Here is a 15,337-nt window from a genome sequence, read left to right on the forward strand (position 1 = left end):
TGCGAATTGCTCGCCAGCGGGCTCCATCCACATCGACATCAGCGGAGGTGTCATGCAGCGATATTCATTTCGTCATGTATCGCGAGCCGTCTTCGCCGGCATCCTGATTGCGGGCCTTGCGGCAGGCGCGGGTTGCCAGAAGAAGAGCGACAGCGGCGAGTCGGGCGCAACGAGCGGCATGTCGGCCGCGCCGTCCACCGCGCCGTCGGGCATGCCGGGCAGCGGAGCGGCCGGAAGCGGCGCAAGCATGCCTGGCGCGGCTTCCGCGCCGGGCGGCGCGAGCGGCGGCTGAAGGGCGGCTGAACGACTGGGAGGACGGCGCGCAAGTGCGCCGTTCGCGGATCGAGTGCCGTGCGGGCTTCGCACGGGCGCCGGGTGGCGCGCGTGTGCGCGGCCGTGCGCATGAAAGATTTGCAAGGACCGTTGTAGCGATTCCAGGACCGGGCGGCGCCGGCTCGAGCCGGCGCACGCCGGCCGGACAGGAGGTGCGATGCAGAACGCGGAATCGAACCCTGACCCGCAAAAGCAGCGGGAACAGATCGAGAAGAGCCCGGTAAAGACGCCGGCGGCCGGCGATATACCCGACGCGGCGACCCAGGCCGCCGAGGTGGCGCGGCACCCGCTGACGCCGGAGGCGGTCGCGGGGAAAATGCCGACCGGCCTGCCGCCGATCGACGTCGGCGCGCACGCGGTCGACAGCGGAGACCCCGTGCGGCGCGCGGCCGGCCGGATCGTCACGCTCGACAACGCGAACATGGCGATGACCGACAACACGGTCGACGTCGACGGCAAGGGCATGGAAGCGGCCGCGGGCGCATCGGAGTGGCACGACAACGTGATCCATTCGAATGCGTCGCTCGACGACGCGGTCGATACGCCCGACGAAGGGCTCGGCGGGATCGAGAGCCGCCCGTCCGGCAACCTGCCGCAGATCGCGACGCGGCCGGGCTGGCGCGTGCGCCATGTCGGCGATGTCGATATCGCTGTCGAGCATGGCACCGGCACGCGCGCCGAGCATGTGATCCGTCTCGAGCGGGTCGACTGACACCGAGGCTGGGGATCATCCGGCGGCCGGCGCAACCGCACCGGCCGCCGCGACCGTTTGGAGCCCTTACTGCGGGCCCAGCTCCAGTGCCGACGTATCGGCATCGTTGCCCTGTGCAACGAGCACGTGAATGTCGTTCGGCGTCACGTCGCCGATCCCGCCCGACGGAATCGTCAAGAGCAGCCAGTCGGCGTTGTTGTTGATGGTGACCGGCGCGGTCTTGAGGATCGGTGCTTTGCTGCCGGCCACCGTGACGATCACCTGGTAGCTGCCGCCATTGAGGTAGATCGAATCCTGCGTCGATGCCGGCACTGCGTTCTGGTAGGCCGCGCCCGCCAGCGTCGGGCTTTGCGTCGAGATGTCGGTGCCGGGCGGAACGACGTATACGTCGACGTTCTGCGCGTTCGGCGACGCGTTGAAGCTGCGCACGCGCGCCTTGTCCGACAGCAGGCCCTTGTTGTACGGATCGTCGATGACGGAAATCGCCGACGACTTGCTCGGCAGCGCGATCGTCGTGTAGTGATGGCCGTTCGCCGCGCTGAACGATTGCGCGGCGATGGTCGTCGTCGTGCCCGAGATGTCGTAGCTCGCGTTCTGCGTGCCCGAGTCGATGTCGTGATAGCGCGTCACGCCCTTGTACGCGACACCCGCCTGGTCGATCTTCGCGTTCAGGTAGTAGTCGAGGTTCGGCCCGGCCGGGACCGCGTTGATGAAGCGCGCCTGCGGCTTCGAGATGCCGAGTTCGGTGCCGACGTCGTTGCCGTCGCCGCCGCACGCCGCGAGCACGGAAATGACGGAGCACAGGGCCACCAGTGTTCGTATTGATTTCATGTCGTCCTCTCGTTCAGGGAACCTGCTGGCGACGCGGGAACGCCGCGCTGGATCGCGCGGTGCGCAGCGCAGGTTGGGTGAAGGATGCTGTCCGCCGGGGAGGCGGGCGCGTGGATGGCGCAAGCGATGTGCCTGCGCGGTCGACGAGGGCGGGAAACCCGCGCCCGCGCGCGTGGGGTGGCGGCGCGGGCACGAAACGAGGGCGGGTGTGTGGCGAACGAGCCTGACGCGGGCGGTTGTAAAAAAGGACAGCGTCGCGGCAGGCGACGCGATGCGTCAGCGGTTCACGAGTTTTGCCGGATACGCGAGCGCGAGTGCGCAGCCGACCAGCATGCACGCGGCGAAGCCATACAGCCCCGCGCTTTGCGAATGGAACGTGTCGCGCAGCCAGCCGATGAAGTAGGTGCTGCCGAACCCGCCGAGGTTCGCGATCGAGCACGCGAACGCGATCCCGCCGGCCGCGGCGGAGCCCTTCAGGAACGTGGACGGCAACGCCCAGACGACCGGCATCGCGGCAGCCGCGCCTGCGTTGATCAGCGAAAACAGCAGTACCGTCCCGAGCGTGCCGTGCGACGACGAGGCCGCGATCGCCAGCGCGACGGCCGACACCACGAACGGTACGACGATATGCCAGCGGCGTTCGCGCGCGCGATCCGAGCTCGCGCCGCAATACAGCGTGGCGAGCACGGCCGCGGCATTCGGAATCACCATCAGCCAGCCGATGTGATACGCATCCTTCACGCCGGTGTCGCGCAGGATCGTCGGCAGCCAGAAGCTCACCGCATACAGCCCGAGCAGCACGCACAGGTCGATCAGGCCGAGCGCCCACACCTTCGGATCGGAGAAGGCCTTGCCGAGCGCGTGGCTCTTGTTGCCGGACGGATCGGCGTCGAGATTCGCGCGCAGCATCCGCTTTTCGTCCGCGTTCAGCCATTGCGCGGATTCGATGCTGTTGGGCAGCCAGCGCAGCACCGCGAAGCCGAGCAGCACCGACGGCAGCGCTTCGAGCAGGAACAGCCACTGCCAGCCGCCGAGCCCGTGCGTGCCGTCGAACGCGCGCATGATCCAGCCGGAGATCGGGCTGCCGATCATGCTCGACAGCGGCAGGCCGACCATGAACAGCGCGACGATCCGTGCGCGGCGCGCATCGGGATACCACTGCGTCAGGTACAGCAGCACGCCCGGCAGGAAGCCGGCTTCGGCGGCGCCGAGCAGGAAGCGCACGACGTAGAACTGCATCGGCGTGTGCACGAACATCGTCGCACCCGACAGCAGGCCCCACGTGATCATGATCCGCGCGATCCACAGCTTCGCGCCGACGCGCTGCAGCACCAGGTTGCTTGGGACTTCGAACAGGATGTAGCCGGCGAAGAACAGGCCGGCGCCGAGCCCGTACACGGTATCGCTGAACTTCAGCGCGTCGAGCATCTGGAGTTTCGCGAGCCCGATATTGATGCGGTCGAGATAGGCCGCGAAGTAGCACAGGCAGAAGAGGGTGATCAGGCGCAGCGTGACCTTGCGATAGAGATTGCCGTGCTGCGCGTCGTCGGGGGAAACGGCGGCGCTCGGGTGTGCGGTAGACATGGGATTGCCCCTGTTCGAGTGTGACGGATGAATGGGTGGCCGATCGACGCGGGCGGACATTTCGCCGCGCACTGGAGTCTGTATATCACGGCAATTAAATAGCGTACACACTAGAAAATACCGAATCGCACAGGCATGAATCCGGCCGCTTGAAGGTAAGTGTTTGCATGAGAAAAACCGCGCTTTTGATAGGGCTTTTGACGATCTAAAACGCATGTGAAAATGGCCTGCGAGCGCGCGAAAGCATGCACAAAATTCGTGCGTATGCGCTCAAAAGTGAAGTGTGTGCGCGAGAGTGTGTCGCAGCGTGCAAATGCACGTGAGGCAGCAGGCTCGGACCCACGGGGCGACCGTTCGGCGACGGCATCGGCCGGTGATCCGCCGCTGTCAGGCGATCGTCAGGCGCGATGCGTGCCGGGTGCCGCTAATCCTGATGCACCGCAATGAAGCGGCCGCCCGGCCGCCGGTTGCGCCGAATTGAGGGTGTACACTGCTTGTCTTTCACTTGTATGCGGCACAGGCCTTCACTTTCATGGCGTCTTCCAAGGATTCCTACGACTTTCACGACCAGATCGGACATTTGCTGCGCCGTGCGTATCAGCGGCACGTGTCGATCTTCCAGGAAGCGATCCCCGATTCGGATCTCACGGCCGCGCAGTTCGTGACGCTGTGCGCGGTCAAGGAACGCCAGGCGTGCTCGCTGAACGACATCGTCAAGGCGACCGCGATCGACCAGGCGACGATTCGCGGCGTCGTCGAGCGCCTGAAGACGCGCGCGCTGATCGAGGTGCTGCCCGACCCGAACGACGGCCGCAAGCTGATCGTGCGCGCGACCGCGACCGGGCTCGCGCTGATCGACCGTACTGTGCCGTTCGCGAGGCAGGTGACCGAGCGCACGTATGGCGCGCTCAATCCGGGCGAGCGGGTCGCGCTGCAGTTCCTGCTGCGCAAGATGATGGAAGAAGACGGCGAAGCGTGATGCGCACGCGGGGCGCCGGCCGGGCCTACGCAGCGCCGGCGGTTGCGGGCGCAGCGGCTTCGTCGGCGCTCATCAGCCGGCCAGCCTCGCGCAGCGCGGCGCGCACCGCTTCGGGCGTAAACGGCGGCGCGTAGAACCGCACGCCGGTCGCGTCGAACAACGCGTTCGCGACCGCCGCAGGGCCCGGCACCGACGCCGATTCGCCCGCGCCGAGCGGCGGCTCGCCTTGTCTCGGCATCAGCACGACATCGACGTCCGGCACTTCCGCGAACGTCAGGATCGGATAGCTCGCCCATTCGCGCGACGCGACCTTGCCGTCCGCGAACCGCACGCGCTCCTTCAGCGTGCGGCTCAATACCTGGATCACGTTGCCGTGGATCTGGTGGCGCACGCCATCCGGGTTGATCATCGTGCCGGTGTCCTGGCCGACCGTCACGCGTTCGATGCGTATCTCGCCCGACACGCGATCGACGCTCAGGTCGACGATCCATGCCGACCACGCCGCGCCGAAACCGGGGAAGCGGCTGTGCACGTAGCGCGCATACGCGACGCCGCGGCCGCGCGCGAGCCGCGCGCCGTCGTGTTCGCGATGCGCGTGCGTCGGGCGCGGCGTCCAGCCCGCGCGGTCGGCCACGGCCTGCAGCAGTTCGGTCGCGCGCGTGTCCTGCAGATGGCGCACCCGGAATACGAGCGGATCGATGCCCGTCAACGCCGCGCATTCGTCGACGAACGCATCGTGCGCGAACGAGTTCGGCAGTGCCGACACGCCGCGCAGCCACGACGCGCGCACGAGCGGCGCGAGATCCTCGCAGACGAAGCGGCGATGCGGGCTCGCGTACGGCGACACGGCCGTGCGGTCGCCCATCTCGAACACGCGCGGCTCGGGCGCGATCGTGCCGGTCAGCAAGGCCGCGAGCAGCGGCGCGTCGTTCGACGGATAGCGCGTCGTGAAGTCGTAGCCGAGCAGGCGGCCGTCGCGCGTGACGGTGCCGGTCACCTGCATCAGCTGGCCCGCGCCTTTCGGTTCCCACAGATGTTCGTCCGCACGCGACAGTTGCACGCGCACCGGGCGGCCGACCGCACGCGACAGCAGCAGCGCGTCGCCGCACACGTCGTCCCCGCCGTTGCGGCCGTAGCAGCCGGCCGCTTCCATCCGCACGACGTCGAAATCGGCTTCGTCGCGCGCGACGAGCGTCGCGAGGTCGTAGCGCAGCGATACGGGATTCTGCGTGCCGGACCACACGGTGATCCGGCCGTCGCCCGGTTCCCGGTAGTCGGCGAGCGCGCATGACGGGCCGATCGAGCCGTGCATCTGGAACGGCCACGCATAGGTGCGCGACAGCGTGATCGTGTCGGGCAACGCGCGCGCCGCGTCGACATCGCCTTCGTCGAGCAGCACGCGGCGCTTGGCCGGCGCGGCGGCGATCGCGGCGGCCGGCTCGTCGAGCGGCGGCAGCGCGGCATGCGGCCGCCACGTCACGCGCAACTGGCGCGCCGCGCGGATCGCATGTTCCTCGCGTTCGGCAACTACGCCGACGAAATCGCCGATCGCGACGACAGCCACCAGCCCCGGCACGTCGGCGACCGACGCGCGATCGACGTCGACGAGCGACGTGCCGACGAACGGGCCGCTGTCGTGGCCCGCATACGGCGGCCGCACGACACGGCCGTGCAGCATGCCCGGCACGCGCATGTCGTGCACGAACGTGAGCTGGCCGGTCGCTTTCGCGGGCAGGTCGACGCGCGGCGCCGACTTGCCGACGATCCGGTACAGCGCGGGGTCCTTCGTGGGGGTGTTCAGGTCCAGCGTCAGCGCGATGCGATGCATGGTGACGAGCGCCGCGAACGTCGCCGTTTGCCCGTCCGCCGAAATGGTCCCGTTGTCGATAACCAGCCGCTCCACGTCGACACTGAACCGCTCGGCGGCAAGCGCCAGCAGCGCGTGGCGCGTCTGCGCGGCCGCGCAGCGCAGCGGCGTCGCGGAAATCTGGATCGTCGCGCTCGCGATGGTCGGGCCCTGGTTCGGTGTCGCGGCCGTGTCGCCGAGCACCATCGTCACGCGTGCGGCCGGCACGTCGAGTTCCTCGGCGACGATCTGTGCGAGCGACGTGCGGATGCCGGTGCCGAGATCGACGTGTCCGTTGAACGCGAGGATGCGGCCGTCATCGAGAATCGCGACGAAGACTTCGGGCAGTGCCGGCACGTAGGACGACAGGCTGCCCGGCTGGCCGGGCGCCGGCTTGGGCGGAGGTGCGGGCGGGCGGATCACGGTCAGGCAGCCGTCGCGCACGAGCAATTCGGAACGGTTCACGGGGAAGGTGTCCTGTCGGGAGCGGCGCGGCCGGCGACCGGTTGCGTCGGAGCGGGTTCGGGCGGCGCGCGTCAGGCCAATCTAGGCCGCCAAAAGCGCAGCGTCAATCGCGGGCGACGCATGCGCCGCCCGCGATCCGTCGCGACTCAGCGTGCGTGTGCGTGCATGGCGTCGATCGCCGCGATCGCGTCGTCGAGCGGCATCACGGCCGCATATTTCTGCTGCATGTCGAACAGGTTCGCGTCGTGCGGCGCGATCGCGCGATCGCCGACGCAATCCGCGAGCACGAGCGGGCGGAACCCGTGCGACATTGCGTCGACGACGCTCGCACGCACGCAGCCGCTCGTCACGGCGCCCGCGACGAGCAGCGTCTGCACCGCGCGCTGCGCGAGCCAGGGCGCCAGTTGCGTGCCGAAGAATGCCGATGGCACGGTCTTGCGCACGACGAGTTCGCCGGCCGCGGGCGTGAGCTCGGGCACGATCGCGCTGTTCGGATGATGCTCGGTCAGCGTCGCCATGCCGGGCACCTTCAGCGAGAAGACGTTGTCGTCGCTGCCGTCGTCCGCGTACACGATGCGGCTGTGCGCGACGGGCCAGCCGCGTTCGCGCGCCAGTGCGAGCGCGTGCGTCGTGCGTGCGATCGCCGGCGCGATGTTGCCGCCGCCGAACGTCGCGGGATCGGCGAAGCCGACCACGAAGTCGACGATCAGCAGGCCGATGTTGCCGTGCGGCGGCAGCGGCGTGCCGAAACCCTGCTGGCGGTAGACGTTCGCTTCGGCGTGATGGGAAAGATCGTTCATGGTGTCGGGCGCTCGTCGGTCACGCGGGTTGATCGGTCACGCGGCCGTCGCGCACGACGGTTGCGCCGTCGAGTTCGACCGTGCAGCGGCGCAGCGGAATGTCGATGTGGCAGGTGGTCGTGCGGTTGCCGCCGCCTTCGTTGTTCGGGCCGAGCGAGAACAGGAAGTTGCCCTCGAACGCGCGCGCGTCCATCCCGATCGTCGCCTCGCGGTCGTACAGCCCGAGCGTCGACCAGCGCGCGCGCGGCTGCAGCCCCCAGCCGATATGCGAGATCGCATAGCCTTCGGGGTCGGCGAAGGTCTCCATGTAGTCGCGCAGCAGGTCGGCGTCGACGCCGCCTTCGATGCGCGTCGCATAACCGCCTTCGACGGTCAGCGCGATCGGCTCGCTTACATAGTGCTTCTGCGGCAGCAGGATGTCGCCGCGGTCGATCACGATCGTGCCGCGCGCGGTGCGGTCGTTCGGGTAGGTCAGCGCGAAACCGCTCGGCCAGTGATCCCAGCGGCCGGGCGCGTCGACGAAGCCGTATTCGGCAGTCGGCGGGAAGTCGCCGAGCGGGCAGGTGAGCGCGGTGCCGGCCGCCGACGTCACGCGCATCTCGCGGGCGGCGGCGATTTGCTTCGCCGCGGCGAGCACGCGTGTGCGGTCGGCCAGCGTCGGCACCATCCGCACGAGCACTTCGGGCGGCTCGACCGCGAGCAGGATCTTCGTGCCGGATTTCAGGATCTCGTGCTGTTCGGGCGAGAACAGCAGCGTCATCAGGTCGAGCACGAGGTCGCTCTCGCGCAGCGCGGCGATCGCGGCCTTGTTGCCGGTCAGCGGCGTCGTGCCGAGATACGCGAGCGGGTCGCGGCTGAACGCTTTCTCGCCGTTCACCGGCGGCAGGTCGAGCCGGTTGACGATCGCGCCCATCGATTGCGTCGCGATCAGCGCGCACGACAGCGTCTGCGGGTGGGTGGCCGCGCTCGTCAGGATCGTGACGGTCTGGCCCGGTTCGAGGCGCGACAGCGTGAGCACCTGCTTCCACGCGTCGATCAGTTGGGTGTCGCTGACTGGCATCGTCGGCTCCGGTAAAGGCGTGAGGGAAAAGGGGCGGGCGCCGAGCGATCAGGCCGCGAGCGGCGCGCCGAGAAAGCTGCCGAACGCCGCGTAGAAGCCCGGCGCGTTGTCCCACGGGATCATGTGGCCGGCGTCGGGCACGCGCACGTGCTGCATCGACGGCGTCGCGCGCTGCAGTTCCGCGACGTCGTCGTCGCGCACCACGTCGCCGCGTTCGGCCGTGATCAGCAGCGATGGCACGGCCAGTTGTGCGGCGTCCGCATGGAAATCGTCGGTATGGAATCCTTCATAGCTCGCGCGTACCGCGCGCTCGTCGCAGGTATGCAGCCACTCGGCGCGCAACTGCAGTTCGGCATCGGTCCAGGTCGGGCAGAACGCGCGCATGCCTTCGGCGTCGGTGCCGGCGCGCGCGAGCGCCATCGAGTCGATGTACCACGGCAGCTTGCCCGGATAGTCGCGGCGGTTCGGGCCCGACACGGGCGGATCGACGAGCACGACGGATGCGAGCCCGCGGATGCCGCGCCGCGCCGCACGCGCGGCGATCCGCGCGCCCATCGAATGGCCGACGAGGCTCGTGCGCGGCAGGCCGAGCGCGGCGACGAGCGCCGCGACGTCGTCGGCCTGCGCATCGAGGCTGTAGTCGAGCGATGGCGATGCGTCGGACAGCCCGCGGCCGCGCACGTCGAGCACATAGGTGTCGAACGTCGCGCCGAATGTTTCACCGACGAAACCCCAGGTGATCGCGGGGCTCGTGATGCCGGGAATCAGCACGATCGCAGGGCGCGATGCGCGCGCGCCGGTCGCGCCGCCGTAGCGCAGGTAGTGCTGGCGGATGCCGTTCGCGCGGATGTTCGCGCCGTACAGGAAAGTCGAGGGCATGAATGGACTCCGTCGGAAGGGCAGCGTTCAGTACGCGCCGGACAGCAGCGCGCCGGCGCCGGGCACGACCGGCTCGAGGTCGAGCTCGCGCAGCATCGCGTAGGTGGTCGCGATCGCGGCCGTGATCACCGGCTTGCCCGTCATCGCCTCGACCTTCGCGACGGCCGGCAGCGACGGCATCTGCACGCATGCGGACAGCACGATCGCGTCGGCGTCCTGGTACGGCAGCGTTTTCACGATGTCGGGCAGGCGTGCCGGATCGTGACGGCCGACGTCGAGGTTGTCGGGAATTTCCAGCGCGCGGTAGCCGAGCACTTCAAAGCCTTCGTTGCGGATGTAGTCGACCACGAGTTCCGTCAACGGCTTCATGTACGGCGCGACGACGACGATGCGCTTCGCGCCGATCACCTTCAGCGCGTCGACGAGCGCACCCGCGCTCGTCAGCACGGGCGCCTGTGCACCGTTGTCGGCCGTGTGCTTGGTCAGGCGCGCCTGCGACACGCGGTGGTAGCCGTGCCCCATCGCCATGATCGCGACGAGGCATGCGTAACCGAGCACGTCGACGCGCGCGTCGCTCAGTTCGAGCGCGCAGCGGTCGGATTCGGCATCCATCGCCGCCAGCTCCTCCTTGACGACCTTCTTCATCCGCATCCGGCTCGAGTGATACGTGAAGCGCTCGGGGCGGATCGTTTCGCGCAACCGCAGCATCGCGGGGATCTCGGTTTCCATCGTCGTGTTGGAACTCGGCACGATCTGGCCGATGCGGTAGGTCTTGCTCATGACGGGAGGCTCCGTGTCGGTAAGGGAGGGGCGGCACGCTGGCGCGGGATCGCCGGATTTCGAGCAAAGTCTAGTGTGTACATTTGAAAATGGCAATGGATCAAAATGATGCTCGGCACGTGTTGAGCGTTTGAGCACGTGGATATCCGAGTATTTATCGGTGTTTTCCCGAATGAGATTGCAGCGATCAACAATCCGCTTGTCCTGAATAAATTGAGTGTGTACGCTAAATAAACGCCATTCAATCCGCCCGTTCTAGCGCCGTGTCAGGCGACGGGCTCACGATCAGGAGATCCGCATGAGCACACCCCGTATCGCAATCATCGGCGCCGGTCTCGGCGGCACGGCCGCCGCGGCGCTGCTTCAGCGCGGCGGCTACGACGTCGCGCTGTACGAGCAGGCGCCGGCGTTCTCGCGCCTCGGCGCGGGCATCCACCTCGGCCCGAACGTGATGAAGATCATGCGGCGCATCGGCTGCGAGGACGCGCTGAACACGATGGGTTCGCATCCGGATTTCTGGTACAGCCGCGACTGGCAGACGGCCGACGTGCTCGCGCAGATCCCGCTCGGCGACTACGCGCGCAAGACCTACGGCGCGAGCTACCTGACCGTGCATCGCGGCGATTTCCACGCATTGATGACGCAGGCGGTGACGCCCGGCACGATCCGCTTCGGCAAGCGGCTCGCGGCGGTGGAGGACACCAGCGACGCGGTGCGCCTGACGTTCTCCGACGGCAGCGTCGAGACGGCCGACATCGTGATCGGCGCGGACGGCGTGAATTCGCGGATCCGCGAGCACCTGCTCGGTGCGGAGCCGCCGCGCTATACGGGTTATGTCGCGCACCGCGCGGTGTTTCCGGCATCGCTGCTCGGCAACAAGCCGTACGACATGTGCGTGAAGTGGTGGTCGGAGGATCGCCACATGATGGTCTACTACGTGACCGAGAAGCGCGACGAGTATTACTACGTGACCGGCGTGCCGCAGGCCGAATGGCCCGAAGGCGTGTCGATGGTCGACAGCAGCCGCGACGAGATGCGCGACGCGTTCGCGGGTTTCCACGCCGACATCCAGCACCTGATCGACGTGTCGCCGTCGATCACCAAGTGGCCGCTGCTCGAACGAGATCCGCTGCCGCTGTGGAGCCGCGGCCGGCTCGTGCTGCTCGGCGACGCATGCCATCCGATGAAGCCGCACATGGCGCAGGGCGCGGCGATGGCGATCGAGGATGCGGCGATGCTCGCGCGCTGTCTCGACGAGGTCGGTGCGAGCGACTACGCGGGCGCGTTTGCGCTGTACGAGGCGAATCGCGCGGCGCGCGCGTCGAAGGTGCAGCTCGTGTCGCACAACAACACGTGGCTGCGCACGAACGAGGATCCGTCGTGGGTGTTCGGCTACGACGTGTTCGACGTGCCGCTCGTCTCGCCGTCGCGCAACAACGTGGCGGCCGCGGCCTGACGCGCGCGCGATTCCCGCGCCGGCCGGCGCTTCGCTGTCGCGGGGATCGATGTGCCGGAACCCGTGTTTTTCGGCGTGTTATATGTCGTCGGGCGTGCGCCGGCCCTCGGCCTGCACGCCGCATTCCGGATCCATTCATGTCCCATCCCGCTTCTCCGTCGCGGCCGCTGGCGTTTCGCGTGAACGGCACGCCGCACACCTTCGACGAGGCCGCGCCCGACGCGCCGCTGCTGCTGGTCCTGCGCAACGACTGCGCGCTCAACGGCCCGAAATACGGCTGCGGGCTCGGGCAGTGCGGCGCGTGCACGGTGCTCGTCGACGGGCAGGCGACGCGTTCGTGCGTGGTGCCGGCCGCCGCCGCGAGCGGGCGCGACGTCACGACGCTGGAAGGGCTCGGGTCGCGCGACGCACCGCATCCGATCCAGCGCGCGTTCATCGACGAGCAGGCCGCGCAATGCGGTTATTGCCTGAACGGGATGATCATGAGCACGAAGGCGCTGCTCGACCGCAACCCCGCGCCGGACGATGCGGCGATCCGCGATGCGCTGCGTTTCAACCTGTGCCGCTGCGGCACGCACCTGGAGATCATCCGGGCCGTGCATCGCGCTGCACGCTATCTGCGGGACGGCGATGAAGCATGACCTGAACCCGCCGGTCGAGCAGGGGCGCGTGACGACGCACGAGCCGCGCGACGAAGGCACCGCCGACGTATCGAGTACGCATCACGCACGCTACGAATGGCCGGTCGGCGATACGCGCACGCACGCATCGCTCGATATCGAAACCCGGACCGCACCCGACGGGCGGATGACGAGCTGGCGCTATCGCGCGCAGGCAGCTAGCGCGATAACGGACGATCTTCGCGGTTCGACGATCGAGGGTAAGGAATCCGGCCCCGCATCGCCGTTCGTCTACCGGCACGCGCAGACGTCGATCGAACTGGCCGACGTCGGTCATGCAATTCCCGGCCATGCGCACGTGTTCGCCCGTGAATCCTTCGTCGACGAACTCGCGGGCGCGTTGCGGCGCGACCCGGTCGCGTTGCGCCTGCAGCATCTCGATGCAGCGCGGGATGCGGGGCCGCGCGAGATTATCCGGATGGTCAGCGAACGCGCCGCATGGGGCGCGCCGGTCGCGGCCGACGCGAACGCGCGTTCGCGCGTCAGCGGTCGCGGCTTCGCATTCGATGGCGCCGGCGCGCTTGCGGCACCGTCCGGCGGCGAACCACCGGCAGCAGCTGCCGCACGTGAAGGCGACACGCGCTGGTCCGCATGGGTCGTCGATCTCGATGTCGACCGCGCGACCGGCGACGTCGCGGTGCGGCGCGTCGTGGCCGGACAAGGTGCGGGCAAACCGGGCGACGCATCGATGGCCGGTTTGCCCGCATGGCAGATCGAGGCGGCGATTTCGCGCGTGATGGGCGCGCGGTTGTCGGCGCGGCCCGCGCACGACGAGAGCGATGCCGGTGCGCAGCCGGACGCGATCGCGCATGAACTGGTTGCTTCCGACGATGCGGCGCACCGCGCGCACGGCGAACTGTCCGCGCACGATGCGCGCCGGATCGAGCAGGCGGCGGCACCGGCCGCGGCGGCGATCGCGAATGCGCTGTACGACGCGACGGGCGTGCGTTTTCGCGCACCGCCGTTCGATGCCGAGCGCATTCGCGCGGCCCTCGCGCAACCGGCGCCGGTCGATTGCGGCGATGGGCCGCATGTCGGGCCGCGCCGCGTTTCACGCTGGCGCCGCTGGCTGGCCGGCGGCGGCGCGGGCGGCGTGGTCGGCGGGCTGATCGGGCTCGCGTGCGCGATCCTGCCGGGGCCCGCGCCGATCGCGCCTGTCGCACCCGGCGGCGCGGACGGCGCGATGTGGAGCGCGGCGATGCTCGAACGCGGCCGCCAGGTCGCGATCGCCGGCGATTGCGCGGTATGCCACACCGCGCCCGGCGGCGCGACCAACGCGGGCGGGCTCGCGCTCGATACGCCGTTCGGCACGATCTACACGACGAACCTCACGCCCGATCCGGAAACCGGCATCGGCACATGGTCGTATCCGGCGTTCGCGCGCGCGATGCGCGAAGGCATCTCGCGCGACGGTACGCACCTGTACCCGGCGTTCCCGTACACGGCGTTCGCGAAGCTGAGCGAGCCGGACCTGCTCGCGCTCTATGCGTACCTGATGTCGCAGCCGCCGGTGAAGCATGTGCCGCCGAAGACGAAGCTGCCGTTCCCGCTCGATCAGCGGCGCCTCGTCGCCGGCTGGAACTGGCTGTTTCACGACGCGCGGCCGTTTGCGCCGGACCCGGCACTCTCCGCGATGTGGAATCGCGGCAAGTATCTGGTCGACGGCGCCGGGCACTGCGGCGCGTGCCACACGCCGCGCAATGCGCTGGGCGCGGAGAAGGGCGGCTTCGCGTACCTGTCGGGCGGCGAAGCGGAAGGATGGGTCGCGCCGCCGCTCGTCGCGTCGCCGGCCGCACCGGTGCCGTGGACCGAAGGCGCGTTGTTCGACTACCTGCGCACGGGCTTCTCCGCGCAGCACGGCGTCGCGGCCGGGCCGATGGCGCCCGTCGTCGCGGGGCTTGCGTCGCTGCCCGAGCCGGACGTACGGGCGATCGCGCACTACCTTGCGTCGCTGTCGCCACCCGTCGACGCTGCGGTGGCCGCAGACGCGGCCAGCCGTCAGGCACGCGGTGCGGAAACCGTCGCGACGCTCGGCCTCGAGAACGGCCGCCGCGCGTTCGACGCGGCGTGCGCGGTCTGTCACGCGGAATCGGGCGGCGTCGGGCATTTAGGCGTGCGTCCGCTGATGGGGCTCAACACGAGCGTCAGCCAGGCGGCGCCGGACAACCTGCTGCGCGTGCTGCATCACGGGATCGACCAGCCGGCCACCGACCGGCTCGGTTACATGCCGGGCTTCGGCGACGCGTTCGACGATCGGCAGATGGCCGAACTCGCCGCGTACATTCGCGCGCGCTATGCGCCGGGGCAGCCGGCGTGGCGCAACCTGGCCGAAGCATCGGCGAGGATCAGGCAGGAGCGCGTGCATTGACCGGCGCACGAGCGTGAGGGCACGAAATGGCGCGACGACCGGGCAAAACTACTTGTGCGATGAAAACGGGCGCGGCGCCGGGCTGTAAATCTTGCCTGCATCGGCCATCGTTTAACCATTCGAAACAATGTGTTCGCTGAAAAGGGCATGATCTCCGGCGATCGGGCAGGCATACTGTCGCCTATGTTGTTCAATGCACGTCGGGCCGACGTGTGCCTGCCCTCATGTCCATGTCAGTTTCTTTTCGAACCCTGCGATGGTTGACCGTCGCGGCTGCCGCATGCTTGCTCGCCGCGTGTTCAACCGCTTCCGACGTGACCGCGACGTCGAACCCGAACGTATTCACCGTGACGACGCGCACGGTCGGCGTGTCGACGACGTGGGCCGATGCCCATGAGAAGGCCGTCAACGAAGCCACCAACTACTGCACGCAGCGCGGGATGCGCGCGAGCATGAAGCAGGAGTCGCTGACCGGCGGCCGCCGCGTCGACGCACGCTCCGAACTCGCGTTCGAGTGCCATCCGACCTTCGAGACGGCGTCGAACCCGCGCGGTTGAACGGCTC

The 15,337-nt window shown here is 68.7% G+C and carries 14 protein-coding genes; 7 read left to right on the forward strand and 7 right to left on the reverse strand.

Features of this window, described 5'->3' with window-relative positions:
* The first annotated feature begins 52 nt into the window (after positions 1 to 52).
* Positions 53 to 292, forward strand: a complete 240-nt coding sequence (locus KVT39_RS27205) for a hypothetical protein (protein ID WP_161785049.1) — start codon at positions 53 to 55, stop codon at positions 290 to 292.
* Positions 293 to 490: 198 nt separating this feature from the next.
* Positions 491 to 1,045: a DUF3005 domain-containing protein gene (locus KVT39_RS27210; RefSeq protein ID WP_217590631.1), complete on the forward strand. Its 555-nt coding sequence runs from the start codon at positions 491 to 493 to the stop codon at positions 1,043 to 1,045.
* A 66-nt stretch (positions 1,046 to 1,111) separates the two neighbouring features.
* On the opposite strand, the gene KVT39_RS27215 is transcribed toward KVT39_RS27210, so the two are convergent.
* Together KVT39_RS27215 and KVT39_RS27220 are read right to left on the reverse strand one after the other, a co-directional pair.
* Positions 1,112 to 1,876 (reverse strand): DUF4397 domain-containing protein, encoded by a 765-nt coding sequence (locus tag KVT39_RS27215; protein WP_034179873.1) that lies wholly within the window; start codon positions 1,874 to 1,876, stop codon positions 1,112 to 1,114.
* Positions 1,877 to 2,152: 276 nt separating this feature from the next.
* Positions 2,153 to 3,460 carry an MFS transporter gene (locus KVT39_RS27220; RefSeq protein WP_175748591.1) on the reverse strand — a complete coding sequence of 436 codons (1,308 nt, stop codon included), beginning with the start codon at positions 3,458 to 3,460 and terminating at the stop codon, positions 2,153 to 2,155.
* 532 nt (positions 3,461 to 3,992) lie between these two features.
* On the opposite strand from KVT39_RS27220, the gene KVT39_RS27225 reads away from it, so the two are divergent.
* Entirely contained in the window at positions 3,993 to 4,439 is a 447-nt protein-coding gene (locus KVT39_RS27225; RefSeq protein ID WP_034179871.1) for a MarR family winged helix-turn-helix transcriptional regulator, read from the forward strand.
* 25 nt (positions 4,440 to 4,464) lie between these two features.
* On the opposite strand, the gene KVT39_RS27230 is transcribed toward KVT39_RS27225, so the two are convergent.
* From KVT39_RS27230 to KVT39_RS27250, 5 genes are all read right to left on the reverse strand, one after another.
* Complete coding sequence (locus KVT39_RS27230; RefSeq protein ID WP_217590632.1) at positions 4,465 to 6,750, reverse strand: molybdopterin cofactor-binding domain-containing protein; 2,286 nt, start codon at positions 6,748 to 6,750, stop codon at positions 4,465 to 4,467.
* Between the two features lie 146 nt (positions 6,751 to 6,896).
* Entirely contained in the window at positions 6,897 to 7,550 is a 654-nt protein-coding gene (locus KVT39_RS27235; protein ID WP_034179869.1) for an isochorismatase family protein, read from the reverse strand.
* A gap of 19 nt (positions 7,551 to 7,569) precedes the next feature.
* Positions 7,570 to 8,610 carry a 2,5-dihydroxypyridine 5,6-dioxygenase gene (locus KVT39_RS27240; protein WP_034179868.1) on the reverse strand — a complete coding sequence of 347 codons (1,041 nt, stop codon included), beginning with the start codon at positions 8,608 to 8,610 and terminating at the stop codon, positions 7,570 to 7,572.
* A 48-nt stretch (positions 8,611 to 8,658) separates the two neighbouring features.
* Complete coding sequence (locus tag KVT39_RS27245) at positions 8,659 to 9,489, reverse strand: alpha/beta fold hydrolase (RefSeq protein ID WP_034179867.1); 831 nt, start codon at positions 9,487 to 9,489, stop codon at positions 8,659 to 8,661.
* Positions 9,490 to 9,516: 27 nt separating this feature from the next.
* Entirely contained in the window at positions 9,517 to 10,269 is a 753-nt protein-coding gene (locus KVT39_RS27250; RefSeq protein WP_131947776.1) for an Asp/Glu racemase, read from the reverse strand.
* 298 nt (positions 10,270 to 10,567) lie between these two features.
* On the opposite strand from KVT39_RS27250, the gene KVT39_RS27255 reads away from it, so the two are divergent.
* The 4 genes from KVT39_RS27255 to KVT39_RS27270 all read left to right on the forward strand — a co-directional run bounded on the left by KVT39_RS27255 (position 10,568) and on the right by KVT39_RS27270 (position 15,330).
* The gene (locus KVT39_RS27255; protein ID WP_217590633.1) at positions 10,568 to 11,725 is read left to right on the forward strand and encodes an FAD-dependent monooxygenase; all 1,158 of its coding nucleotides are present in this window, start codon (positions 10,568 to 10,570) and stop codon (positions 11,723 to 11,725) included.
* A gap of 137 nt (positions 11,726 to 11,862) precedes the next feature.
* On the forward strand, positions 11,863 to 12,366 hold the full coding sequence (locus KVT39_RS27260; protein WP_105392134.1) for a (2Fe-2S)-binding protein: 504 nt from the start codon (positions 11,863 to 11,865) through the stop codon (positions 12,364 to 12,366).
* Positions 12,356 to 14,773: a c-type cytochrome gene (locus tag KVT39_RS27265; RefSeq protein ID WP_217590634.1), complete on the forward strand. Its 2,418-nt coding sequence runs from the start codon at positions 12,356 to 12,358 to the stop codon at positions 14,771 to 14,773. Before KVT39_RS27260 ends, KVT39_RS27265 begins: the two co-directional genes overlap by 11 nt.
* Positions 14,774 to 14,997: 224 nt before the next feature.
* Complete coding sequence (locus KVT39_RS27270) at positions 14,998 to 15,330, forward strand: hypothetical protein (protein ID WP_034179862.1); 333 nt, start codon at positions 14,998 to 15,000, stop codon at positions 15,328 to 15,330.
* The last annotated feature ends 7 nt before the right edge of the window (positions 15,331 to 15,337 follow it).

It is taken from the genome of Burkholderia sp. GbtcB21 (genome assembly GCF_019091065.1).
Classification (GTDB): domain Bacteria; phylum Pseudomonadota; class Gammaproteobacteria; order Burkholderiales; family Burkholderiaceae; genus Burkholderia; species Burkholderia pyrrocinia_C.

Excerpts from the sequence above, each read along its gene's own strand:
- KVT39_RS27245 (WP_034179867.1), bottom strand. The coding sequence starts at position 9,489 with ATGCCCTCGACTTTCCTGTACGGCGCGAACATCCGCGCGAACGGCATC.
- KVT39_RS27250 (WP_131947776.1), bottom strand. The coding sequence starts at position 10,269 with ATGAGCAAGACCTACCGCATCGGCCAGATCGTGCCGAGTTCCAACACG.
- KVT39_RS27215 (WP_034179873.1), bottom strand. The coding sequence starts at position 1,876 with ATGAAATCAATACGAACACTGGTGGCCCTGTGCTCCGTCATTTCCGTG.
- KVT39_RS27265 (WP_217590634.1), top strand. The coding sequence starts at position 12,356 with ATGAAGCATGACCTGAACCCGCCGGTCGAGCAGGGGCGCGTGACGACG.
- KVT39_RS27210 (WP_217590631.1), top strand. The coding sequence starts at position 491 with ATGCAGAACGCGGAATCGAACCCTGACCCGCAAAAGCAGCGGGAACAG.
- KVT39_RS27205 (WP_161785049.1), top strand. The coding sequence starts at position 53 with ATGCAGCGATATTCATTTCGTCATGTATCGCGAGCCGTCTTCGCCGGC.
- KVT39_RS27220 (WP_175748591.1), bottom strand. The coding sequence starts at position 3,460 with ATGTCTACCGCACACCCGAGCGCCGCCGTTTCCCCCGACGACGCGCAG.
- KVT39_RS27240 (WP_034179868.1), bottom strand. The coding sequence starts at position 8,610 with ATGCCAGTCAGCGACACCCAACTGATCGACGCGTGGAAGCAGGTGCTC.
- KVT39_RS27260 (WP_105392134.1), top strand. The coding sequence starts at position 11,863 with ATGTCCCATCCCGCTTCTCCGTCGCGGCCGCTGGCGTTTCGCGTGAAC.
- KVT39_RS27235 (WP_034179869.1), bottom strand. The coding sequence starts at position 7,550 with ATGAACGATCTTTCCCATCACGCCGAAGCGAACGTCTACCGCCAGCAG.
- KVT39_RS27255 (WP_217590633.1), top strand. The coding sequence starts at position 10,568 with ATGAGCACACCCCGTATCGCAATCATCGGCGCCGGTCTCGGCGGCACG.
- KVT39_RS27225 (WP_034179871.1), top strand. The coding sequence starts at position 3,993 with ATGGCGTCTTCCAAGGATTCCTACGACTTTCACGACCAGATCGGACAT.
- KVT39_RS27270 (WP_034179862.1), top strand. The coding sequence starts at position 14,998 with ATGTCCATGTCAGTTTCTTTTCGAACCCTGCGATGGTTGACCGTCGCG.